Raw genomic sequence first — 23,641 nt, 5'->3', positions numbered from 1 at the left:
CTTCGGGACCCATGACCGAGAGGCCCCTGATCACCGTGTCCACCACCTCTTCCGCCCAGCCGACCGCCGCCGAGATCGAGGCCGCGCTGCTCTCCTTCCTGGAGGGCCGCGTGAAGGTGCCGGTGGCCCCCGACACCGACCTGTTCGCCTCCGGGGCGATCACCTCCCTGTTCTCCCTCGAACTGGTCGTCCACGTGGAGACGGCGTACGGCGTGGCGGTCCAGGGGGACGAGCTGCGCATGGACAACTTCCGGAGCGTGCGGGCCATGGTGGCGCTCGTCGAGCGGCTACGGGACGGGGCCCGTTCGTGAACGAGGCGATGGAGCAGGCGGCCGTCCTCGCCACCGGGCTCGCCGAGGGCGAGGCCGAGGAGTGGGACCGCCGCGCCGAACTGCCTCGCGAGGTGATCCGTGAGCTGGGCGCCAAGGGCGTGCTCTGCGCCGACGTCCCCGAGCACTTCGGCGGCCTCGGCCTGAGCAGTCTCGACAACGGGCGGCTGATCGCCGCCACGGGCGAGGCGTGCAGTTCCCTGCGCAGCATCATGACCTCGCAGGGCATCGCCGCCTGGACCGTGTCCCGGTTCGGATCGGCCGAGCAGCAGGCGGACTTCCTGCCGCGCCTCACCTCCGGCGAGAGCGCGGGAGTGGCCTTCAGCGAGCCGGGGGCCGGCAGCGACCTGGCCGCGATGGCCACCGAGATCACCCGGGACGGCGATTCGATCGTCGTCGACGGCGTGAAGACCTGGGTGACGGGCGCCCACTACGCGTCCCTGCTCGTGGTCTTCGGCCGGTACGGCAACGGGGCGGCCATGGCCGTGGTCCCGGCCGACGCCCCCGGGGTGAGCGTCGAGCGCGTCCCCGACCCGCTCGGCTGCCGTGCCGCCGGGCACTCCACCGTGCGCCTCAGCGGCGTGCGGCTGCCCGCGGAGTACCTGCTCGGCGGTGCGGGGATGCCGGTGACCATGCTGGCGACCTCGCCGCTGACCCACGGGCGCATCTCCGTGGCCTGGGGTTGCGTCGGCATGCTGCGGGCCTGCCTGCGCGAGGTCGTACGACACAGCGCCCGGCGGGAGACCTTCGGCAGCCCGCTCGCGCAGCACCAGCTGATCCGGCGTCACATCGCCGAGCTGCACGTGGGCGAGCGCACCGCGACCCACGCCTGTGAGCGCGCCAGCGCGGACTGGGACGCCAGGCGGCCGCAGCACACGTCGGCGGCCGTGCTCGCCAAGCACGTGGCCGCCGGGCACGCGGCGCGCGGCGCGGCCAGCGCCGTGCAGGTGCTCGCGTCGGCGGGAGCCAGCTCCTCGCACGTGGTGGCCCGCGCGTTCCGGGACGCCAAGCTGATGGAAATCATCGAAGGAAGCAACGAGATCAGCCAGCTGCTCCTGGCTGACGAGGCAATGACGGTGTGGGCATGACGAAGCGTGACGGTTACGGCGACGAGATCGGCCTGGGTGCCATCCACTGCCTGCTGCCGGACGAACGGACCAAGGTGGCCGACCTGCCCGAGACGGGTCTGCTCGGCCACGAGGAGGCCGAGTTCGCCCGCGGCTCGGGCGTGGAGACCGTAGGCGTGTTCGAGGGGCGCGCCACCGCGGGCCTCGCGGCCGAGGCCGTGCGCGGGCTCGGCCTGGCCGAAACCGACCACCCGGATCTGCTCATCCTGGTCAGCCCCCGCTCCCCGGACGTGCTGCTCGGTTCGGACGTCGGCCAGGTGCAGGCGGAGGCCGGTCTGACCGGTACCTTCTCCTTCACCGTGGACGGCCTCGGCTGCACCGGGTCCAGCGCGGCGTGGGCGCTGGCCCGCGACCTGATCGCGGCGGACCCGGGCCGCGACAGCGCGGTGATCGCCCACGCCAGCCGCCCCACGGGGGCCGACCGGGTGCGCTACCCGGTCACCGTCATCGGGGATGGCGCGTACGCCATGACCATGGTGCGCGGTGGCCGTCCGGTCCTGCGGGCCCACCGCATGGAGAGCGACGGCACCTTCCACGACCTCTTCCGCGTCGACTACAAGTCCGCCCCCTGGTACGAGTGGCGGGAGGAGTGCCAGTCGGCGGACCGCTACCGGTTCGAGCTGGCCCTGCACAGCCGGCAGCGCCTGGGCCGCCTGGTCGACGAAGTGCTCGCCGACGCGGGGATCGGCAAGCAGGACGTCGCCGCGACGCTGATGCAGAACGTCACCTCGGGGGCGTTCGACTTCTACGAGACCCTGCTCGGCCTCCCCATCCACCCCGTCTGCCGACGCCATCTCACGGAGTTCGGCCACCTGGGGGCGATGGACGTCGTGCTCAACCTGCAACTGCTGCTCGCCGAGGGCGGACTGCGGCACGGCGATCACGTGCTCGTCCTGAACAACAGCCCGGTCGCCGCCTGGGCCGCCACACTCTGGGAGATCTGACCATGTCGCAATCCGCAGCCGGGCCGACGCCGGCCGAAGCCGACCAGCCCCTGGTCAAGTGTCTGGTCTGGGACCTGGACAACACCCTGTGGCGCGGCACGATCCTCGAAGACGAAGAGGTCGAGCTGCCCGAGGAGATCCGGCGCACCGTGGTGGAGCTGGACGCGCGGGGCATCCTGCAGTCCGTCGCCAGCCGCAACGACCACGACCTCGCCTGGGAGCGGCTGGAGAAGCTCGGGATGGCCGAGTACTTCGTCCTCCCGCAGATCGGCTGGGGCCGCAAGTCGGACTCCGTCCGCACCATCGCGAGCCGGCTCCAGTTCGCCGAGTCCGTCGTCGCCTTCATCGACGACCAGCCGACCGAGCGCGCCGAGGTGACCCATGAGCTGCCCGCCGTGCGGACCTACGCGGCGGAGCGCGCCACGGAGCTGACGCGGCTGCCCGAGTTCAGCCCCGCCCATGTCACCCAGGACGCGGCGAACCGCCGTGCGATGTACCAGGCGGGCTTCCAGCGCGAGCGGGCCGAGCAGGAACACGTCGGCTCCAGCGAGGAGTTCCTCAAGTCCCTCGACCTGCGCCTGGTCATCGAGCACGCGGGCGACGAGCATCTGGCACGGGTCGAAGAGCTGACGCTGCGCACGAGCCAGATGAACGCGACCGGCGTGCACTACTCGGACGCCGACCTGCGCGCCCTGCTCGCCGACCCGGACCACGACGTCCTCGTCATGAGCCTGACCGACCGCTTCGGCAGCCACGGCGCCGTCGGCGTCATGCTGCTGGAGCGCGGCCGGGAGAGCTGGCGCCTCAAGCTCCTGGCCACGTCCTGCCGCGTGGTCTCCTTCGGCACCGGCGCGACGATCCTGCGCTGGCTCATGGCACAGGCACACCGCGCCGGCGTGCACCTGACCGCCGACTTCCGCGCCACCGACCGCAACCGGATCATGGAAGTGGCCTACCGGTTCGCCGGGTTCACCCAGCAGCCGTGCCCGGACTGCGGACCGGCAGCCGGATCCGACACGGCCGACGGCGCGCAAGCCGGCATCCAGCGGCTCCACCTCGTCCCCACCGCGCAGGACGTCTCGACCACCATGCGGGTCACTGCCCCGACGCTCGGCGCGGAGCGGATCCACTCCGTGCACGAGTGCTACGGCTACCGCGTGGAATGCTCGTACGACGTCGCCGCGAGCGGCGTGGTACGGGACTTCTTCGGCCCGGCCGTGGCCGACGACGCCCTGACCGGGGCCCACAACCGCACCGTGCGGCTCGGTTTCTCGGTGCAGGACGGTCCCGCCGGCGAAGCCGTCAACCCGCCGCACAACCTCGACGTGATGACGGGCGACCCCATCGTGATCGACACGGTCAGCTCCCGCTGCGTGTTCGACCCGACGAGCGCCTCGGGGGAACTCGTCCTGGCCCGGACCGACCTGGAGAGCTCCGCCGTGTGGGGCAGGTGGATCCTCGAGCGCCTCTTCCTGTACCTCGTCTGCCGCTCCCCGCGCAGCTACCCGCTGCACGCGGGGGCCGTCGAGGCCGAAGGACGGGTCGCCGTCCTGACGGCCGCCGCGGGCGTGGGCAAGTCGACGTTCACGTACTGGGCGCTGCACCGCGGGGCCCGCCTGGTCGGCGAGGACATCCTGGCCAGGAACATGGACGAGCCCGGCCGCGTGCTGTGGGGCTACCCGCGCGCCCTGTACCTGAGCCCCGAGATGATCGCCCGCAGCACCGCGCTCCAGGACGCGACCGCCGCGCCGATCGAGAACGGCGCCAAGTGCCGCGTCACCGTGCCCGCGGCGCTGGAGGACCGGCTGCTGTCGTGGGCCCGTCCCTCCTGCCTGGTCTTCCTGGTCAGGGGCGAGGGCGGTGCACCGCGCGAGCTGGACATCGAGGAGGCCCTCGACCGCTGCCGCGAGGACTACGCCACCGCGAAGAGTGCCGAAGGCGTCGCCGCGGTGGAGGAGGACCTCAGGCAGCTCCTGGCGGGACTGCCGCTGTGGGAGTTCGAGGTCTCCGACGACCTGGACGAGAGCTACGACAGGCTGCACGCGGCCCTCGTCGCCCTGCCGACGAAGTCCGCCGAGTGACGGGGAGAACCATGCACGAGCTGAAGCAGGCCACCTCCCTCTACGAGGTGTTCGCCGGGCAGGCCGCCCAGCGCCCCGACGCCGTGGCGATCACGGACGGCCCGCTCGACATCACGTACCGCGAACTCGAGACCGCGGCGCGGGAGTACCGCGCCGGCCTCGCGCTGCACGGCGTACGACCCGGGGACCTGGTGGGCATCAGCCTCGAACGGGGCTGGGAGGTCGTCGCGGCGATCCTCGGCGTCCTCGGCCACGGCTGCGGCTACGTTCCGCTGGACCCCTCGTACCCGGCGGACCGGCTCGCCTTCATGGTGGAGAACAGCGGCGTGCGCGCGGTGATCTCGGCGCCGGACAACGCCGCGCTGCCCGCCGGCTTCGACCGGGTGGCGCGCTCGGCCGGTGACGCGGCCGCGGCCGCCGAGCCCCTGACGAGGCCCGAGGGCACCCCGGTCTACGTGATCTACACGTCGGGGTCGACGGGCCGGCCCAAGGGGGTGGCCGTCCCCGAGAGCGCGGTCCTCGAACTGTTCAGGTCCTGCTCGGACGGCCCGTTCGAGTTCGGTCCCGACGACACGTGGACGCAGTACTTCAGCTACAGCTTCGACTTCTCCGTATGGGAGATCTGGGGCAGCCTGCTCTTCGGCGGCCGGCTCGTGATCGTGCCGCCGGAGACCGCCCGTCGTCCCGCGGCGTTCCTCGAACTCCTCGCCGAGCAACGGGTCACGGTGCTCAACGCGGTCCCCAGCTTCTTCAAGTACATGCCGAAGGCGTACGAGCGCGCGCCCCTCCCGCTCTCCCTGCGCTACGTGGTCTTCGGCGGCGAGCAGCTGGACCCCATGTCCGTGCGCAGGTGGATGCAGCTGCGTCCGGGCGCCGAGACGTTGGTCAACATGTACGGCATCACCGAGACGACCGTCCACACCACCTTCGGCGCGCTCACCGAGGACCGGGTGGCGTCCGACGGTTCCGGCACCTGGATCGGTGAGCCGCTCGCGCACCACCGGATGGCCGTGCTGACCCCGGAGGGGCAGCCGGTGCCCGAGGGCGAGCCGGGCGAGGTGTACATCGCGGGCCAGGGGCTCGCCGACGGGTACTTCCGGCGGCCGGACCTGACGGCGGAGCGGTTCCCCCGGCTCAAGCTGGCCGGCGACGACGAGACGCGCACCTGGTACCGCACGGGCGATGTCGCCCGGCGGCTGTCCGACGGCACGTACGAGTACCTCGGCCGCAACGACCGGCAGATCAGCCTGCGCGGGTTCCGCGTCGAACTCGGCGAGGTCGAGGCGGCCCTGCGAGCCGAGTCGGACGTCCTCGACGCGGTCGTCCTGACCGAGGAGACCGCGGGCGGCGAGTCGCTCCTCGTCGCCTATGTGGCCCTCGCCCCGGACCGGACGGCGACCGAGCAGCTCACCGCGCGGCTGCGCGAGGCGTGCCGCACGCGGCTGCCCGCGCACATGCTGCCCAACCGGCTCGTGGTGGTCTCGGAGATGCCGCTCGCCCCGTCGGGGAAGCTGGACCGGGCACGGCTCGCCACCGACAGCGCGCTGCGGGTGGTCGTGCGATGAGTCTGGAGATCGAGCGCAAGTTCACGGTGGCGGACGGGTGGCAGGTGCCCCCGGGTACGACAGGGGAGCAGCTGCGCCAGGCCTACCTGTCGCCGCAGGGAGCCGCCGTGGAGTTCCGGGTCAGGTCCAAGCGGGACGCCCGCCTCATGACGGTGAAGACCTTCGACGCCGCCTCGGGCGCCATGGTGCGCCAGGAGGTCGAGTTCGAGATCGACGACGCGGTCTTCACGCAGCTCTGGGAGCTGGCCGCAGGCGACTGCCTGAGCAAGTACCGCTGGAACGTTCCCCTGGAGCACCACATGGCGACCGTCGACGAGTACGACGGGGCCCTGGCCGGACTGCGCGTGGTCGAGGTCGAGTTCGACAGTCTGGAAGAGGCCAGGAGCTTCCGGCCGCCCGACTGGTTCGGCGAGGAAGTGACCGGAAGCCCGGCCTGGAGCAACCGTGTACTCGCGGCTTCGGCCCGCGCGGTGCCCGACGAACAAGGAGAGACCCGATGAACCGGCACGTTGCGTTCGAGCGACTGCACAACTTCCGTGACCTGGGCGGCTACACCGCGGCCGACGGCAGGACCGTCGCCTGGCGGACGCTCTACCGGGCCGACTCGCTCGGCAAGCTGCAGGGGGCCGACTGGGAGCGCTTCCTGGAGCTCGGCGTGCGGACCGTCATCGACCTGCGCTATCCCTGGGAGATCGAGTCCAAGGGCCGGGTGCCCGAGGCCGAGCGCTTCCACTACGTCAACCTGAGCATCGAGCACCAGCCGTACGACCAGGCGGAGATCTCCCCCGACGTCGACCCGTGGCGCTACCTCGCCGACCGCTTCGCGGAGGTCACCGAGGACGGCGCCGAGGAGATCCGCCAGGTCCTGGAACAGATCGCCGAGGCCCCCGGCCCGGTCGTCTTCCACTGCACGTCGGGCAAGGACCGCACCGGGCTCATCGGGGTGTTCGTCCTCACCCTGCTGGGAGTGGACCGCAAGGACGTGCTCGCGGACTTCGAGCTGACGGAGCTGGCCACGGAGCGGCTGCTCGCGGACTGGCACACCGCCAACCCCGACCGGGTCATGAAGTGGCCGGGCTACGGACGCGCCCCCGCTGAGATCATGGAGCTGGTCCTGGCCGACCTCGAATCCCGCTACGGATCCGTGCACGGCTACCTCAAGGACCGGGTCGGGGTCACGGACGTGACGGTCGAGCGGCTGCGGTCGCGGCTCCTCACCGGCGGGGACGCCTGAAGCATGCCCGGGACGAACCTGACGGCCCAGGAGGCCGAACACCGCTCCCACGCGGTCACCGTGGACACGTACGACATCACGCTCGACCTGCGTGAGGCCGCCGGCTCCGCCACCTTCCCCTCCGTCACGCAGATCGGCTTCGACTGCGCCGACCCGCACGCGCCGCTCTTCCTCGACCTGCGGGCCCCCGCGGTGCGGGAGGTCGTGGTCAACGGCCGCGCCCTGGCCGCGGACCGGGTCTTCCGGGACAGCCGGATCGAGCTCTCGCACCTCGTCGCCGGCCGCAACGAGGTGCGGGTGGTGGCGGACTGCGCGTACACGAACACCGGCGAGGGGCTGCACCGCTTCACCGACCCGGTCGACGGCAGCGTCTACCTCTACTCCCAGTTCGAGGTCGCTGACGCCCGGCGGGTCTTCGCCTGCTTCGACCAGCCGGATCTGAAGGCGCGGTTCGGCTTCACCGTGACCGCGCCCGCCGACTGGACGGTGGTCTCCAACTCGGCCGCCGTCACCGTCGCGGAGGCCACCGACGCGCCCCGGGACGGGCGCCAGGGAGCCGCCACGGTGTGGTCGTTCGGGCGCACACCCAGGCTCTCCACCTACGTCGTCTCCCTCGTGGCCGGCCCCTACCACGCCGTGCGGGCGGAGCACCGGCGCGGCGAGCGCACCATCCCGCTCGGCCTCTACTGCAGGAAGAGCCTGGCCGAACACCTCGACCCCGACGAGATCCTCGCGGTGACGCGGCAGGGCTTCGACTGGTTCGAGGACCGGTTCGGCCACCCCTACCCCTTCGAGAAGTACGACCAGATCTTCGTCCCGGGCTTCAACGCGGGAGCCATGGAGAACGCGGCCGCCGTCACGTTCCACGAGAAGTACGTCTTCCGCTCGCGGGCCACCGAGGCGGCCCACCGCAAGCGGGCCGCGACGATCCTCCACGAGCTCAGCCACATGTGGTTCGGCGATCTCGTCACCATGGCGTGGTGGAGCGATCTCTGGCTCAACGAGTCCTTCGCCACCTACAGTTCCTTCGCCTGCCAGGCGCTCGGGCCCGATCCGCGGTGGGCCGACGCGTGGACGACGTTCGCCAACCACCAGAAGGCCAAGGCGTACCGCCAGGACCAGCTGCCCTCCACCCACCCCGTGGTGGCGGAGATCCGCGACCTCGACGACGTCCTCGTCAACTTCGACGGCATCACCTACGCCAAGGGCGCCTCCGTCCTGAAGCAGCTGGTCGCCTACGTCGGCATGGACGCCTTCTTCGAGGGAGTACGCGCCTACTTCGCCGCCCACGCCTACGGCAACACGCGGCTGACGGACCTGCTGGGGGCGCTGGAGGAGGCCTCCGGGCGCGACCTCGGCACCTGGTCGAAGCAGTGGCTGGAGACCGCGGGGATCAACGTGCTGCGGCCCGAGATCGAGACGGACGCGGACGGCGTCATCACCGCCTTCCGGATCCACCAGGAGGCACCGGACCTGCCGCCCGGCGTCCCGGGCGAGGCGACGCTGCGCCCGCACCGCATCGCGGTGGGCTCCTACACGCTGGACGGGGCGGACGGGCGGCAGCGGCGCACGCACCGCACGGAACTGGACGTCGCCGCCGCCGCGTACACGGACGTACCCGACATGGTGGGGCGCCCCCGCCCCGACGTGGTGCTGCTGAACGACGACGACCTCAGCTACGCCAAGGTCCGCTTCGACGAGGTGTCCCTGCGCGCTCTGACGCGGCACCTCGGCTCCTTCGCCGACCCGCTGCCCCGCGCCCTGTGCTGGGCCGCGACGTGGGACATGACGCGGGACGGAGAGCTGGCCGCCCGGGACTACCTGAGCCTGGTGCTCTCGGCGATCGGCTCGGAGAGCGACATCGGTGTCGTGGAGACACTGCACCGCCAGGTCCTGCAGGCCCTGAACCACTACACCGACCCCGCCGAGCGGGGGCGCCTCACAGCCGACTGGGCCGCCGCGGCCCTCGAACAGCTGCGCGCGGCCGAGCACGGCAGTGACCACCAACTCGCCTGGACGCGGGCCTTCGTCACGGCCGCCCGCACCGACGCGCACCTCGACCTGCTCGCCGCGCTCCTCGACGGCGCGACCCCGGTTCCCGGACTCGCCGTGGACGCCGAGGTGCGCTGGGCGATCGTGGTGCGCCTGGCCGCCGCCGGACGCCTCGACGAGGACGGCATCGCGGCCGAGGAGCGCCGTGACCCCACCCCCGCCGGCGAGTGCCACGCGGCGACGGCCCGTGCCGCCCGGCCCGACGCGGCGGCCAAGGCAGCCGCCTGGGCGGCCGTGGTGGACCGCGGCGACCTGCCCAACCAGCTCCAGCGGGCGGTCATCGCGGGCTTCGCCGAGACCCTCGACCCCGCCCTGCCGGCGCCGTACACCGACCGGTACTTCGAAGCGCTCCTCGGCGTGTGGGAGACCAGGAGCCACGAGATGGCCAAGCAGATCGTCCTCGGTCTCTACCCGGCGGTCGCGGACCCCTCCGCGCTCGACCGGGCCGAAGCCTGGCTGGAGCGCCATGCCGCGGCCCCGCCCGCGCTGCGTCGCCTGGTCCTCGAGCAGTACGACGACGCCGGGCGCGCCCTGCGCGCACAGGCCACCGACCGCGCCCGGAGGGGATAGCGCATGCGAGAAGACCTTTACGAGTTCTACGGGTACCGGGTCGCCTGCACGGCGCCCCCGGAAGCCGAGGGCGTGGTGGGCCGGCTCTTCGGTGCCCCGCTGCGCACCGGCGACGTGCCCCGGTCGTCCTGGACGCCGCAGACCGTGCACCTGTCCGTCGAGGTGACCGACACGGACCGCGAACCCGTGCCGCCGCCCTACTTCCCGGAGCACTGGGACACCTCGGACGTGGTCGTCCTCGACACCGGAAGCTCCCGGGCGGAGATCACCCCCGCGCACTGGACGGTGCGGGTCACACTGGCCCGCTCCGACCTCGACAACCCCGTCGTGTGGGGCCGCTGGCTCGTCGAGAAGGCCTTCCTCGTCCTCACCCTCCGCTCCGACCGGCACTACGGGCTGCACGCCGGCGCGCTGTCCGTCGACGGCCGCGCCGCCCTGGTGACCGCGGACAGCGGTGTCGGCAAGTCGACCTTCACCGCATGGGGCCTCTTCAAGGGCGCGGACTTCGCCGGCGAGGACGCCATGATGCGGCACATCGACGACACGGAGGGCCGGTTCTGGGGGTACCCCCGCTGTGCCTACCTCGACCCGGCCCTGATCAAGAGCCGGCCGGAGCTCGCCGACGCGCCGGCCGCGCAGGTCCCCGCCCGCGACAAGAAGCGCATCGAATGGCCCGCCCTCTACGAGAGCCGGTTGCGGCCCGCCGTACGCCCCCGGGCCCTGCTCGTACTGACCCGGGAGCACCGGACGGTCCGGCCACTGGACGTCGACGCGGTACTCGACCTGTGCCGCAGCGACTTCGCGGCGGGCAAGGACGACCCCGCCGTGCTGGAGCAGGTGGAGAGCGACCTGCGCGCGCGGCTCTCGGACATGACAGTCCTCCAGTTCGGCCTCTCCACCGACCTGGACACCAACTTCGAACGCCTGGCAGCACTGCTGCACGGCTGACACCGGACCCGCACCACCATGAACGAGAGAGTGATAGGCGACATGGGCCCCACGAACTGGAGCACCCTCACGCGTATGCCGGTCAAGGCGTACCACTACGAGCTCGACACCTGTTTCCGCGAGGGGTTGAGCGAGTGCCGGGAGGCCTTCGGCGACCGGCGGGACGAGGTCCTGCACCGCTCCGCGCTGATGCTGGTCAAGCCCGACGGCATGGCCACCGGGAAGCTCAAGGTCATCCTGGACTTCCTCGCCGGCCACGACTTCAGCGTCGTCGGCGCGGAGATGTTCCACTTCAACCGGCACACGGGCCGTGAACTCTGGCGACACCAGCACACGCTGGCCTCGCTGGACCGCCTCGCCGTCAACGACATCGTGCTGCAGGCCGGCCCGACCCTGATGCTGCTCCTGCGCAGCCACGGCGGCCACGCCGTCCCCGCGACCGTCCACCTCAGCTCGCTCAAGGGGAAGGCGGACATCTCGCAGCAGGCCGCGGACAGCCTGCGCAGCCTCCTGAAGCGGCCCAACCGGCTGTGCAGCATGATCCACTGCGCCGACGAGCCGGCCGACCTGGTCCGCGAGCTCAACCTGCTGATGGATCCCGCACCGCGCCACCGGCTGCTCGGCCGGCTGGCGGAAGGCGTCCCGTCCCCGGCGGACGAGGAGCTCCTCGACCGCGTGCTGCACTCCGGCGAGTTCGGCGGGGTCACCCTCGACCGTGCGGCCGCCGCGCGGCGCATCGACGAGCAGGTCGCGGAGCGCGCGGCCGAGCGTCCCGACCTCGCGGAGCCCGCGGGGCGGATCCGGGCGTGGCTGGCGGGTGCGGAGCGCGGTGAACTGCTGCCGTGGCGGGAGTTCGCCGGTGTCCTCGCCTCGCTCGAGCTCAAGCTGGACGTCTGGGACCTCGCCATCGTGGGCGCCAGCCACATCCAGGAGGACGAGCCCGGCGCCATCAAGGTGATCGGCAACCCGGCACCGGACTCCTGGCTGACGTGATCCCGTCCGTCGTGCGGCTCTCCCCGGGAGACACCATCGCACCGCAGCCAGGGGGTCCCGTCCCGGTAGCGGGACCGGAACCCTCTCCCGCCCTGTTCCTGGTGCACGCCGAGGACCTGGCGGGGGAGTGGGAAGGCGCCCTGGCGGCGGTGCTCAGCGAGGAGGAGCGGGCCCGGGCCGCCCGGTTCCGCCGCAGCGAGGACAGGGACACGTACGCGGTCACCCACTTCGCGCTGCGGCTCGTCCTCGGCCGTCTCCTCGATGTGGCACCGGCCGCCGTGCCGTTCACCCGCCGGGACTGCCCGGGCTGCGGCGAACCGCACGGCCGGCCGGGCGTGTCGGGCGATCCGCTGCACTTCTCCCTGAGCCACAGCGAGCACCTGGGACTCATCGCGGTGGCCGCCACACCCGTGGGCGTGGACGTGGAGAGGACCGCGGCCGCCGAGGCCGCGGCGCCGCTCGTCGGGTCCCTGCACCCCACCGAGCGCGCCGAGCTGGGCGCGCTCCCGGGGTCCGAGCTGCCACGGGCCTTCACCCGCACCTGGTGCCGGAAGGAGGCCTACCTGAAGGGCATCGGAACCGGTCTCTCGCGTCCGCTGTCGCAGGACTACGTCGGCGCGACACCGGAGCCGGCCGCCCCGCCGGGCTGGCGGATCGCCGACGTTCCCCTCGAAGAGGACGACATGGCCGCCGCCGTCGCCGTCGCCGTCCATCCCCACCACATCTGATCCAGGAAGGCCCCCACAGTGCGTGTTCCAACGACCGCCCAGCCGCCATGGTGGTCACGGCTGCGACCGTACGGGGAGCCCGTGCCGGTACCCCGGGCCCGGCTCCTCGTCGTGCCGCACTCCGGCGGGGGCCCCAACCGCTACCTGCGGCTGTTCGGTGACCTCCCCGACGACGTGGAGATACTCGGGCTCACTCTCCCGGGCCGGGAGCGCCGCCGGACCGAGCCGCCCGGCGCCACCCTGGACGAGGTCCTCACCAGCCTCGAGGCGATCCGTCTGCCCGAACTGCCCACCGTGATACTCGGTCACAGTCTGGGCGCGACGCTCGGCCTCCACCTCGCGCACGCCCTCGGCGAGCACTGCGTCGGTCTGATCGCGTCAGGGCAGGAGCCGCGCGACGGCATCGGCTGGCTCTCCGAGGACTCCGACGACGAGGACGTCCTGCGGCTGCTCGAACTCGGCGGGGACATGCCGTCCGCGATCCTGGCGGACACGGCATGGCGCACGGCCCTCCTGGACAACCTGCGCGCGGACCTCAGGCTCGGCAGGGAGAGCGCCGAGCGGAGCAGGGGCATGCGCATCGACGCGCCCATCACCGTCCTGTGCGGACGGGAGGACCGGCTGGTCGACCAGGAGGTGCTGGCGGGGTGGGGCGCCCACTCGGCCGCGGGGTGCGAGGTGCACGTCTTCGCCGGCGGCCACTTCGCCCTCTTCGACCCCGGCAACAGGCGGCAGTACGTCGAGGCGGTCGAGCGCCGCTTCGCCGCGATCGCCGAACCCGCCGGCTGATGTCCGGATCCGCCCGACGAGTTCACCTTTCCGGAGGCGAATGCCAATGGGTCCGGCTCATAGTGCGGCAGCATCAGGTTGTAAACTACACGCGTTCGACTGTGAATGAATGGCGAAATTGCCGTATGGGACCGAAGGGTGTGTCTCTCCGGCTGAAGTCGCTGGTGCATACTGCCTGTTGGTGCGGTGTGCCCCTCTCGCAACGCGGCGGACGGACGTCGAATAACGTCGAAAGAATGGGACGAACCGTCCTGAGCCGAGCGTAATTGCTCGCGGTGACACGATGAAGTTCGTCTATTATCTTCTGCAATCCGAAGTCAGGTTAAATGCAATCTCTGGGGGAAACTGTGCCGGAAGTCAACGACCTAGCGCGTCCAACGGCGAAGCCCGAGGCATCCGCGGACACGCTGCACACGTGGTTCGCCCGTCAGGCCGCGGGGAGCCCCCGGGCCACCGCGCTCACCGCCGGTGGAACCTCCATGACCTACGAGGAACTGCACGACCTGGCAGGACGCCTGGCCGCGCGTCTGGTCGCGGCGGGCGTGCGCCCCGGTGACCTCGTTCCGGTGCTCGTCCAGCGCCGCCTGGTCATCCCCGCGATCCTCGGCGTGCTGATGGCGGGCGCCGCCTACGTGCCGCTCGACCCCCGGTACCCCGACACCCGCCACGCGAGCCTCGCCGAGCGGGTCGGGGCGGGCGTGGTCGTGACCGACGACGAACTCGTCGTTCGGGCCAAGGCGTGGCACAGCGGATCGTTCGTCCTCGTCGGCGACGCCGCGGACTCGGACCTTCCGGCGCTGAGCGTCGAGGTCGCCCCCGACGACCTCGCCTACGTGATGTTCACGTCGGGCTCGACCGGCACGCCCAAGGGCGTGAAGATCACGCACCGCAACGTCACGCGGCTGATGACCGAGTCGTCGGCGATCTACGACCTCGGCGCCGAGGACGTCTGGACGATGCTGCACTCCTACGCGTTCGACTTCTCCGTGTGGGAGATGTGGGGGGCGCTGCTGTTCGGCGGCCGTCTCGTCGTCGTCGAGGACGACGAGGCCCGCGCCCCCGACGAGCTGCTCGACCTGATGGACCGCGAAGGCGTCACGGTACTGAGCCAGACCCCCTCGGCCCTGGCCGCGCTGACCGGCGCCGACGAGTTGCGGCCGGCCCGCCTCGACCGTCTGCGGCTGATCGTGCTCGGAGGCGAACGCCTCGACCCGGCCACCCTGAGCGGATGGTTCGCCCGCCGGGGCGACGAGCAGCCGCGCGTGGTGAACATGTACGGGATCACCGAGACGACGGTCCACGTCACGTACTGCCCCATCACGGCGCAGGACGCCGCCGCCGGCGCGAGCAGCCCCATCGGGGTGCCGCTCCCCGACCTGGACGTGTCGCTGCGGGACGAGGACGGCGCACCGACCCCCGTGGGCGAGGTCGGCGAGATCTGGATCTCCGGGCCCGGCCTGGCGCGCGGGTACTTCGGCGACGACGAGGCCACCGCACGCAGCTTCCGCACGGCGCCCTGGGGTCCCGACGACCAGCGGCGGACCTACCTCAGCGGCGATCTCGCCCGAGCGGACGCCGACGGCCGGCTCTTCTACGTGGGGCGGCGCGACGAGCAGGTGAAGGTCCGCGGCTACCGCGTCGAACTGGGCGAGGTCGGTGCGGCGCTGAAGGCCCACCCGGACGTCGTCGACGCCTGCGTCGCGACCGACACCGGCAACTCGGTGGGATCCCGGCTGCTGGCATGGGCGACCGTACGCCCCGGCGGCCCGGGCACGGACGGCCTGCGGGCGTTCCTGACCGAGCGGCTGCCCGGCCACATGGTTCCCAACGACCTGCGCGTCGTGGACTCCATGCCGCTGACGCCCAACGGCAAGGTCGACCGCAAGGCCCTGCTCGAGCAGGCCCGCGAGGCCTCCCGCACCGCGGTCCCCGCCGCGCAGGACGCCCCCCGGGGCGATTCCCTGCAGGCGGCCGTGGCGGGCATCTGGGCCGAGGAGCTCGGAGTCCCCGAAGTCGGCCTCGGGGACGACTTCTTCGACCTCGGCGGGCATTCCCTGCTGGTCTCGAAGGTCATCCGCCGCACGCGCACGGAGATCGGTGCGCAGATCGGCGCGCGCGCCCTGTTCGAAGCACCGCGGCTCGGCGACTTCGTCGAGCGCGTGCGGGCCTTGGCCGCGACCTCGGTGGGTGCGGCCGCCGACCGCTGAACGACGGTCGTCGGACGCCGAGTACGAACTCCAGCCGCCACGGGGCGGCCTGAGGAATGGGTGGAACAACGTGCGTGCAGTACGCAGGGGCAGCAAGCGCAGGACGGCGGGGATCGCGGCCTGCATGGCGGTGATCGCGTTCACGGCCGGGTGCAGCAGCTCCGGGGGCAAGGCCGGCGAAGCCGGCTCCGCTGACGTCGGCGGGAGCGCCCAGGGCGTGGACACCCCCCGGCTGAAGATTGCGATGGTGACGCACTCCGGTGAAGGGGACACGTTCTGGGACATCGTGCAGAGCGGAGCCAAGCAGGCGGCCCGGAAGGACAACGTCGAATTCCTCTACGCCAACGACAAGGAAGCCAAGGGGCAGGCCGAGCTGGTCCAGTCGTTCGTCGACAAGAAGGTCGACGGGATCGTGGTGACGCTTGCCAAGCCGGAGGCGATGAAGGACGTCCTGGGCAAGGCCGCGGCAGCGGGGATCCCGGTGGTGACGATCAATTCCGGGGCGGAGTTCTCCGCGAAGTTCGGCGCGCTCGGCCACATCGGTCAGGACGAGTCGGTGGCGGGTGAAGCCGTGGGTCAGGAATTAAGCCGGCGCGGGAAGAAGAAGGCGCTTTGCGTCATCCACGAGCAGGGCAACGTGTCGCTGGAACAACGGTGCGCCGGAGTGAAGAAGACATTCGAGGGATCGGTGGAGAACCTGAATGTCGAAGGCACCAACGCACCCGGGGCGCAGTCCTCGCTGAGTGCGAAACTGCAGGCGTCCACGGACATCGACGCGGTGATCACCCTGGGTGCACCGATCGCGGCGGTTTCGGTAAAGGCGAAGCAGGACGCGGGAAGCAAGGCGGAAGTGGACACCTTCGACCTGAACGCCGAAGTGGTCAAGAGGCTCAAGGCGGAAGAGGTCGGCTTCGCGGTCGATCAGCAGCCGTATCTGCAGGGCTATCTCGCGGTGGACGAATTGTGGTTGCACAAGACGAACGGGAACGTCCTGGGCGGTGGCAAGCCGGTCCTGACGGGGCCCGCGATCGTCGCTGACAAGGACGTGCCCGCGCTCGAGAAGTACACCGCCCGCGGCACCCGATGAACGGCCTGGACGAGAAGCCCGCCAAGGGGCCCGGGCGGGGGGTGCCCCCGCCGCCCGCTGCGACCGCGCGGCCCGACGAACGCCTGCTGGGGCGGCCGCCGCTGCGCAAAGTGCTGGGCCGTCCGGAGCTGGGCTCGGTGGTCGGAGCCGTCGCCGTCTTCCTGGTCTTCGCGGTCGTCGCCGACAGCTTCCTGCGCGCCTCCAGCCTCTCCACCGTCCTGTACGCGGCGTCGGTGATCGGTGTCATGGCGGTGCCGGTGGCGCTGCTGATGATCGGCGGCGAGTTCGACCTGTCGGCCGGTGTCCTGGTGACGAGCTCGGCGCTGTGCTCCTCGATGTTCAGCTACCAGATGTCCGTCAACGTGTGGGTGGGCGTCGGGGTTTCGCTCCTGGTGGCCCTGGCCGTCGGCTTCTTCAACGGCGTCCTGCTCACCCGTACGAGGCTGCCGAGCTTCATCACCACGCTCGGTACGTTCCTGATGCTGACGGGACTGAACCTCGGCCTGACCAAGCTGATCAGCGGCACCGTGTCGACGAAGTCGATCGCCGACATGGACGGCTTCGGCTCCGCCAGGGCGGTCTTCGCCTCGTCGTTCACCATCGGCGGCGTGGACTACAAGGTGACCCTCCTGTGGTGGCTCGGCCTGGTCGCGGCCGCCACCTGGATCCTGCTGCGCACCCGCGCCGGCAACTGGATCTTCGCGGTGGGTGGCAACGAGGACGCGGCGCGCGCGGTCGGTGTGCCGGTCGCCAGGACCAGGATCGGCCTCTATCTCGGTGTCGCGTTCGGCGCCTGGGTCTCGGGCCAGCACCTGCTGTTCTCGTACGACGTGGTGCAGTCCGGCGAGGGCGTCGGCAACGAGCTGATCTACATCATCGCGGCGGTCATCGGCGGCTGTCTCATCACCGGCGGCTACGGCTCCGCGGTCGGTTCGGCGGTGGGCGCGCTGATCTTCGGGATGGTCGGCAAGGGCATCGTGTTCGCCGAGTGGAACCCGGACTGGTTCAAGTTCTTCCTGGGGGCGATGTTGCTCCTGGCGACCCTGCTCAACCACTGGGTGCGAAAGCGTGCGGAGGCGACGTCATGATGACCGGGAGCAGGGGCGTGACCAGCCCGGATGCCGCGCCGGCCCGCACGCCGCTCGTCCAACTGGAGGACGTCGGCAAGTACTATGGAAACGTCCGGGCCTTGGAGGGTGTGTCCCTCGAAGTGCACGCGGGTGAGATCTCCTGCGTGCTGGGCGACAACGGCGCGGGCAAGTCCACCCTCATCAAGATCGTCGCAGGGCTGCACCGGCATGATGCGGGCACCCTCACGATCGAGGGCGCCGTGACGCGGCTCGGCTCCCCGCGCGAGGCCCTCGACCTGGGCATCGCCACGGTCTACCAGGACCTCGCGGTGGTTCCGCTGATGCCGGTCTGGCGGAACTTCTTCCTCGGATCCGAGCCGACGAAGGGCGCGGGTCCCTTCAGGCGCATGGACGTGGAGTCCATGCGCAGGACGACTCGTGCGGAGCTGTTGCGCATGGGCATCGACCTGCGCGACGTGGACCAGCCCATCGGCACCCTCTCGGGGGGCGAGCGCCAGTGCGTGGCCATCGCGCGCGCCGTGCACTTCGGTGCGAAGGTCCTCGTCCTGGACGAGCCGACGGCCGCGCTCGGCGTCAAGCAGTCGGGCGTCGTCCTGAAGTACGTCGCCGCGGCGCGGGACGCCGGGCTCGGAGTGATCTTGATTACCCACAACCCGCACCACGCGTACCTGGTGGGCGACCGTTTCGTGCTCCTCAAGCGCGGCAGGATGTCCGGCAGTCACGCCCGCCGCGACATCACGCTGGACGAACTGACCCGTCAGATGGCCGGCGGCAGCGAGCTCGACGACCTTCGCCACGAATTGGAAAGACGTCTTGACTGACTGTTTTATCCGGCATCTCCGTAGGGCCTGTCTCATTCGGACATCGGCCGTTCCTGCGGATTTTCCGTGAGCACCGTGTTCCACAGGAACCTTTGGTTCCGCATTACTTGACGGAGTGTTAAGTGATCAAAACGATTGATGCCGGTGTCAACTCTCTGATAGTTTCACGCGCCGATGTCTTCTCGCGTGCCGCACTGCACGCCACAGCCGAATGAGTCGCCGCGAGGCCACGCTGATCCCAGGAGCCCTTCAGATGCAGCAGAAGCCACCTTATGCACCCCCTATCGCGGTGATCGGTATGGCGGCCCGTTTCGCGGGCGCGGAGAATGTCGAGCAGTACTGGACGAACCTCGTCGAAGGCGTCGAGTCGTCGAACCGGCAGTCCGGCGACGGAACCGGTCCGGACGACGGCAGCCGTAACGGCAACTTCGTGCGGGGGGTCGCGCGGGTCGACGGCATCGAGTCGTTCGACGCCGACCACTTCCGCATCCAGCCGACCGAAGCCGTCATCATGGATCCGCAGCAGCGCGTGCTGCTGGAGGTGGCGGCCGAGGCGCTCGAGGACGCCGGCTACGCCGGGGAACACGACGCGGTGGTCGGCGTGTTCGTCGGTTCCGGCGAGAACCACTACTTCCGCGAGTACGTGGCCCCGACGGAGGCCCGCGCGGGACGTACCGGCGACGTACGCATCACACTCGCGAACGAAAAGGACTTCCTCGCGCCGCGGCTCGCCTTCAAGCTCGGCCTCAACGGTCCCGCCATCACCGTGCAGACCGGCTGTGCCACGGCGCTCAGCGCGGTGGCCCTCGCCTGCTCGGCCCTGGCCGCGGGCGACTGCGACATCGCCCTGGCGGGCGGCGTGAGCCTGCTGATGCCGGACGTCGACGGCTACACCCACACCGAGGGCGGCATCCTGTCGGCCGACGGGCGATGCCGGGCCTTCGACGCCGAGGCCTCCGGCACGATCCCCGGCTCGGGAGCCGGTGTCGTCGTGCTGAGGCGCGAATCCGACGCACAGGCCGCCCGTGACCACCGCAGGGCGGTCATCCGCGGCTGGGCGGTCAACAACGACGGTGGGTCACGCGGGGGATTCACCGTCCCGAACATCAACGGCCAGGAAGCGGTCATCCGTGCCGCGCTCCTGCGCGCGGACGTCAAGCCCGACGAGGTGGGCTACGTGGAGACCCACGGGACGGGCACCGCGATCGGCGACCCCGTCGAGTTCGAGGCACTGCGGCGCGTCTTCGCGACCCCCGGCCGGCCGGCCGGAACGCCCGTCGTGCTCGGCGCGGTCAAGCCCAACATCGGGCACACCGACGCGGCGGCGGGCGCCGCGGGGCTGATCAAGGCGGCACTGACCGTCGAGCGGGCCGTCGTACCGGGAACACTCCACTTCCGCTCGCCCAACCCCGAGATCGACCTCGCCTCGACTCCCTTCACCCTCACCGCCGAGACCCGCCCCTGGGACGGCGAGGGACCGCGCATCGCCGGTGTCAGCTCGTTCGGCCTCGGCGGCTCCAACGCCCATGTCGTGCTGGAGTCCGCCCCCGCCGCGCCGTCCGCGCCCTCGCCGCGCCCGCGCCAGGTCCTCGCGCTCTCCGCGCGCAGCGACGAGGAGCTGGCCCGGATGCGGGAGCGGCTCGCCGACCGGCTCGCCGCCTCGGCCCCGACCGACGACGCCGAACTGGCCGACGTCGCGTACACGCTCGGAGTGGGGCGCGCCAGGTTCGCCCGCCGCTGGGCGGCCGTGGTCACCGGACCTGCCGACGCCGTCGCACAGTTGCGTGCGGCCGGCGAGGCGGACCGGCCCACCGCACGGTGGTCGCTGGCGATGCACGGCACCCCCGCCGAACTCGCGGCCATGGGTGAACGGCTCGTCTCCACCGAGCCGTTGCTGCGCTCCGCGCTCACCGAACTCAACGGACACGCCGACCTCGCAGGCCTCGCCCCGGAACGAGCCGGTGCGCTCGCCGCGCTCGGCGTCGCCCGGGTCCTGCTCCGCCTCGGCCTCACCTTCGCCAGAGTGGACGCGCCGAAGTGGGCACGTCCGGCCGCGCAGTGGCTGGCCGCCGGTGCCGACCCCGCGTCGCTGGAGGCGGCCCTCACCGCCTGCACGGCCGACGCCGACGCCGAAGCCGGCTCCGTCCGCGAGGGCGTCGGCCGCATCCTCGTCGGCCCGTCCTTCGACCTGGCCGACGTGACGGCCGCGGCATGGCGAGCGGGCGTCGCGGTCGACTGGGCCGCCTACTACGGCGACGAGCAGCGCGGCCGGGTCCCCGTGCCGACCTACCCGTTCACCCGCCGCCGGTTCTGGCTCGAACGTCCGGAGCCGGAGGCGGCCGGCAGCGCCCCGCAGGCCGCGCCGACCCGCGCCGACACCGCGAACATCACCGAATTCGTCGAGAAGGTCTGGCGCACCGTCCTCGGCGTCGAGCGCATCGAGCACGACGCGCACTTCCTGGACGACCTCGGCGGCGACTCGCTGCACGCGGTGGAGATCGGGGCCTGCCTGAACGAGGAGCTCGGCCTCGACCTGCCGATCGACCTGCCTTTCATCGCGCCCACAATCGAGGCCACTTCGACCTACGTCGAAAAGGCCCTGGCTACGGAGAAGAACTCATGAGCACCATCAACACCAACGACGTCCTGATCCGCCGACTCGACGTGACCGCCCGCGTGACCGATCAGGTGGTGGAGCTCTCCGAGCGCCACCAGGGCGGCCTCCTCATCGAAAGGCTGATCGGCCGCTACGTGATCGACGCCGACGCGCGCAAGGTTTGGCGGCTCATCGACGGGCGCCGCAGCATCGCCCGGATCGTCGAGGACCTCTCCGCGGAGTCCGGCCTCCCGGCCGCCGAGATCGAGCAGCCCGTGCTCACCCTGTGCGCCCGCCTCGTCGAACTCGGCATCCTCCAGGTCGTCACGCCCGCCGACGTCGCGGTGCTCGAACTGGTGGCAGTCGCCGGATGAGTCGCCCCGCAATCACCAAGGTCGGCCTCCAGATACCCGGCTACTCCTTCCCGGGGACCATGGACAACCAGCTCTTCGACCGTGTCGTCGAGATGGCGCAGACCGCCGAGGCCAACGGCTTCGACAGCCTGTGGACCATGGACCACGTGCACCAGATCGCCTCGGTCGGCGAGCCGGACGAGCCGATCCTGGAGGCTTACACGACGATCGCGGCGCTGGCCGCCGTCACGTCGACCGCCAAGCTCGGCGTGCTCGTCTCGTGCAACGGATTCCGTAACCCCGCGCTGCTCGCGAAGATGGTCACGACCATCGACGTCATCAGCAAGGGGCGCGCGATGCTCGGCATCGGCGCCGGCTGGCACGAGGAGGAGTGCCGCGCCTACGGCATGGACTTCCAGACCACCGGAGAGCGCCTCAAGGCACTGGCCGAGGCGGTACAGATCTGCCGCGCGATGTTCACCGAGCACGCGCCGCGGTTCTCCGGCACGTACCACCGGATCGACGAGCCGATCAACGTACCCGGACCGATCAACCCCGACGGCCCGCCGATCCTCATCGGCGGCGGCGGCGAGCGGGTACTGATCCCGATGGTCGCCCGCTACGGAGACGCCTGCAACTTCTTCGGTGCGCCGGCCACCGTGCGTCACAAGATCGACGTGCTGGAGAAGGCGTGCGCCGCCGTGGGCCGCGACTCCGGTGAGATCACCAAGACCTGGCTCGGGCACGCGATCATCACCGAGTCCGAAGCGGAGCTCCAGGAAGGGCTGGAACGGCTCGGGACGCTGCTGGGCCGCGCGCCGAGCGCCGTCCGGGGGTTCGCGCTCTGCGGCACGCCCGCGGAAGTGCGGCGCCAGATCGCGGAGTACCGCGAGGCCGGAGCCGAGGGCCTGATCGTCACCGTGCTCGACCCGGGCGACCTGGAACACCTGAGCCTGGTCGGCACGACGCTGCGGGAGGCCATGGATGACTGACCTGCCGAGCACCTCAGCGACCGACGTCGACCTGGACGGCGATCCCACCGACGTCGTCGCGGCGGTCTGGGCCGGGGCACTCGGCCTGGACACCGTCGACCCCGACGAAGGCTTCTTCGACCTGGGCGCGACGTCGGTCATGGTCGTCGACGTGGTCCGTGTCCTGCGTCGACGCTGGCCGGGCGTCAAGATCGTCGATGTCTTCTCCCGCCCGACCGTCCGACAGCTCGCGGCCTTCCTCGGCGATGGGTAGGCCGACCGCGAGCTCCGGGCGCCTACTTCAGCGCGGTGCGGATCGCCTCGGCGAGCTCCAACCACGCGGCGCCGCCGAAGAGATGATCGGCTCCGGCGACCTCGTGGAAGGTGCTCCGGCCGGTGGTCTCGTGGCGCCAGCCGTCGACCTCGGACCCGCTGAGCAGGTCGTCGCTCCCGCCGTAGAGGACGGTGATCGGCACGTCGAGGGGCGCGTCCGGCGTGTAGACGTAGTCGGCGACCAGCCGCATGTCGGCGGAGAGGATCGGCAGGAGCACCTCGAGGAGTTCAGGCTCTTCACGAAGGTGCTCGGGCACGTAACGCGTGAGGTCCTCACCCGACTCGTCGTCACCGTCCGCCAGGACACGCGGCGGAAGCTGCGAGGCGACGAGCAGGTGGGCGACCTCGGGGCCGTCGGCGGAGCGCTGCAGCCGCTGCGCCGTCTTGTAGGCGAGCAGGGCGCCGGAGCACTGGCCGAACAGCGCGACGCGCGGGACGTCCAGTGCGACCAGCTCCGCCACCAGTTCGTCGACGACGTCGTCGAGGGACGTCGGCAGCGGCTCCGTCTGCCGGCTCTCGCGGCCGGCCAGCCGTACGCCGTACACGTCGGCCGCGTCCCCGACCACCGGACCCCAGGGTCGGAACGGAGTCGCTCCGGCGCCGGCCCACGGAATGCACACGAGTGCGGTGTCATTCCCCGTCGCCGTTTCCGTGCTCCACGGAACGAGCTTCGATGATTTCTTCGATATCGCCGCATAATTTGATATGTCCATGGGCGCGGATCCTAGCATGTTCTGCAGGTGATCCGCAGCGCGATCAAGGCAACGTAGATTAATCCCGGCTGCTGCCCTGGGAAGCCACTTCCAGCATGCTGATCCACAC

The 23,641-nt window shown here is 71.2% G+C and carries 21 protein-coding genes; 20 read left to right on the top strand and 1 reads right to left on the bottom strand.

Translation table 11 applies throughout. The annotated features are described in order from the left end of the window. Positions 1-11 precede the first annotated feature (11 nt). The 20 genes from ACZ6JT_RS03140 (at position 12) to ACZ6JT_RS03045 (ending at position 22,760) form a co-directional block, all read left to right on the top strand. The gene (locus tag ACZ6JT_RS03140; RefSeq protein ID WP_469206603.1) at positions 12-311 is read left to right on the top strand and encodes an acyl carrier protein; all 300 of its coding nucleotides are present in this window, start codon (positions 12-14) and stop codon (positions 309-311) included. Beyond that, the gene (locus ACZ6JT_RS03135; RefSeq protein ID WP_469206601.1) at positions 308-1,417 is read left to right on the top strand and encodes an acyl-CoA dehydrogenase family protein; all 1,110 of its coding nucleotides are present in this window, start codon (positions 308-310) and stop codon (positions 1,415-1,417) included. Before ACZ6JT_RS03140 ends, ACZ6JT_RS03135 begins: the two co-directional genes overlap by 4 nt. Continuing rightward, positions 1,414-2,400: a 3-oxoacyl-[acyl-carrier-protein] synthase III C-terminal domain-containing protein gene (locus ACZ6JT_RS03130; protein ID WP_469206599.1), complete on the top strand. Its 987-nt coding sequence runs from the start codon at positions 1,414-1,416 to the stop codon at positions 2,398-2,400. Before ACZ6JT_RS03135 ends, ACZ6JT_RS03130 begins: the two co-directional genes overlap by 4 nt. Before the next feature lie 2 nt (positions 2,401-2,402). Further along, on the top strand, positions 2,403-4,481 hold the full coding sequence (locus ACZ6JT_RS03125; protein WP_469206597.1) for an HAD-IIIC family phosphatase: 2,079 nt from the start codon (positions 2,403-2,405) through the stop codon (positions 4,479-4,481). An 11-nt stretch (positions 4,482-4,492) separates the two neighbouring features. After that, positions 4,493-6,046 carry an amino acid adenylation domain-containing protein gene (locus tag ACZ6JT_RS03120; RefSeq protein ID WP_469206595.1) on the top strand — a complete coding sequence of 518 codons (1,554 nt, stop codon included), beginning with the start codon at positions 4,493-4,495 and terminating at the stop codon, positions 6,044-6,046. Continuing rightward, a complete protein-coding gene (locus ACZ6JT_RS03115) occupies positions 6,043-6,546 on the top strand; it encodes a CYTH domain-containing protein (RefSeq protein WP_469206593.1) in 504 nt (167 codons plus the stop codon). The genes ACZ6JT_RS03120 and ACZ6JT_RS03115 overlap by 4 nt, the downstream gene beginning before the upstream one ends. Next, positions 6,543-7,280, top strand: coding sequence for a tyrosine-protein phosphatase (locus ACZ6JT_RS03110; protein WP_469206591.1), 738 nt, complete (start codon positions 6,543-6,545; stop codon positions 7,278-7,280). Before ACZ6JT_RS03115 ends, ACZ6JT_RS03110 begins: the two co-directional genes overlap by 4 nt. 3 nt (positions 7,281-7,283) lie before the next feature. Further along, positions 7,284-9,902: an aminopeptidase N gene (gene pepN / locus ACZ6JT_RS03105; protein ID WP_469206589.1), complete on the top strand. Its 2,619-nt coding sequence runs from the start codon at positions 7,284-7,286 to the stop codon at positions 9,900-9,902. A gap of 3 nt (positions 9,903-9,905) precedes the next feature. Next, positions 9,906-10,850 carry a phosphoenolpyruvate carboxykinase (ATP) gene (locus tag ACZ6JT_RS03100; protein ID WP_469206586.1) on the top strand — a complete coding sequence of 315 codons (945 nt, stop codon included), beginning with the start codon at positions 9,906-9,908 and terminating at the stop codon, positions 10,848-10,850. Positions 10,851-10,868: 18 nt separating this feature from the next. Beyond that, positions 10,869-11,843, top strand: coding sequence for a nucleoside-diphosphate kinase (locus ACZ6JT_RS03095; RefSeq protein WP_469206584.1), 975 nt, complete (start codon positions 10,869-10,871; stop codon positions 11,841-11,843). Further along, positions 11,840-12,571, top strand: coding sequence for a 4'-phosphopantetheinyl transferase family protein (locus tag ACZ6JT_RS03090; RefSeq protein WP_469206582.1), 732 nt, complete (start codon positions 11,840-11,842; stop codon positions 12,569-12,571). Before ACZ6JT_RS03095 ends, ACZ6JT_RS03090 begins: the two co-directional genes overlap by 4 nt. Before the next feature lie 81 nt (positions 12,572-12,652). Continuing rightward, entirely contained in the window at positions 12,653-13,360 is a 708-nt protein-coding gene (locus ACZ6JT_RS03085; RefSeq protein ID WP_469206580.1) for a thioesterase II family protein, read from the top strand. A gap of 326 nt (positions 13,361-13,686) precedes the next feature. Continuing rightward, the gene (locus ACZ6JT_RS03080; protein ID WP_469206578.1) at positions 13,687-15,567 is read left to right on the top strand and encodes a non-ribosomal peptide synthetase; all 1,881 of its coding nucleotides are present in this window, start codon (positions 13,687-13,689) and stop codon (positions 15,565-15,567) included. Between the two features lie 124 nt (positions 15,568-15,691). Next, on the top strand, positions 15,692-16,654 hold the full coding sequence (locus ACZ6JT_RS03075) for a sugar ABC transporter substrate-binding protein (protein ID WP_469208156.1): 963 nt from the start codon (positions 15,692-15,694) through the stop codon (positions 16,652-16,654). Then, the gene (locus tag ACZ6JT_RS03070; protein ID WP_469206576.1) at positions 16,651-17,742 is read left to right on the top strand and encodes an ABC transporter permease; all 1,092 of its coding nucleotides are present in this window, start codon (positions 16,651-16,653) and stop codon (positions 17,740-17,742) included. Before ACZ6JT_RS03075 ends, ACZ6JT_RS03070 begins: the two co-directional genes overlap by 4 nt. Further along, positions 17,742-18,566 (top strand): ATP-binding cassette domain-containing protein, encoded by an 825-nt coding sequence (locus tag ACZ6JT_RS03065; RefSeq protein WP_469206574.1) that lies wholly within the window; start codon positions 17,742-17,744, stop codon positions 18,564-18,566. The genes ACZ6JT_RS03070 and ACZ6JT_RS03065 overlap by 1 nt, the downstream gene beginning before the upstream one ends. Positions 18,567-18,777: 211 nt before the next feature. Then, a complete protein-coding gene (locus ACZ6JT_RS03060; RefSeq protein WP_469206572.1) occupies positions 18,778-21,189 on the top strand; it encodes a beta-ketoacyl synthase N-terminal-like domain-containing protein in 2,412 nt (803 codons plus the stop codon). Further along, entirely contained in the window at positions 21,186-21,536 is a 351-nt protein-coding gene (locus ACZ6JT_RS03055) for a PqqD family protein (protein WP_469206569.1), read from the top strand. Before ACZ6JT_RS03060 ends, ACZ6JT_RS03055 begins: the two co-directional genes overlap by 4 nt. Continuing rightward, entirely contained in the window at positions 21,533-22,507 is a 975-nt protein-coding gene (locus ACZ6JT_RS03050) for a TIGR03560 family F420-dependent LLM class oxidoreductase (RefSeq protein WP_469206567.1), read from the top strand. The genes ACZ6JT_RS03055 and ACZ6JT_RS03050 overlap by 4 nt, the downstream gene beginning before the upstream one ends. Next, entirely contained in the window at positions 22,500-22,760 is a 261-nt protein-coding gene (locus ACZ6JT_RS03045) for a phosphopantetheine-binding protein (protein WP_469206565.1), read from the top strand. The genes ACZ6JT_RS03050 and ACZ6JT_RS03045 overlap by 8 nt, the downstream gene beginning before the upstream one ends. A gap of 22 nt (positions 22,761-22,782) precedes the next feature. On the opposite strand, the gene ACZ6JT_RS03040 is transcribed toward ACZ6JT_RS03045, so the two are convergent. After that, on the bottom strand, positions 22,783-23,532 hold the full coding sequence (locus ACZ6JT_RS03040) for a thioesterase II family protein (RefSeq protein WP_469206563.1): 750 nt from the start codon (positions 23,530-23,532) through the stop codon (positions 22,783-22,785). Positions 23,533-23,641: the final 109 nt, after the last annotated feature.

It is taken from the genome of Streptomyces sp. NPDC046308 (assembly GCF_055588065.1).
Note: the sequence above shows the minus strand (reverse complement) of the source record. Positions and strands in the feature narration are given on the sequence as shown.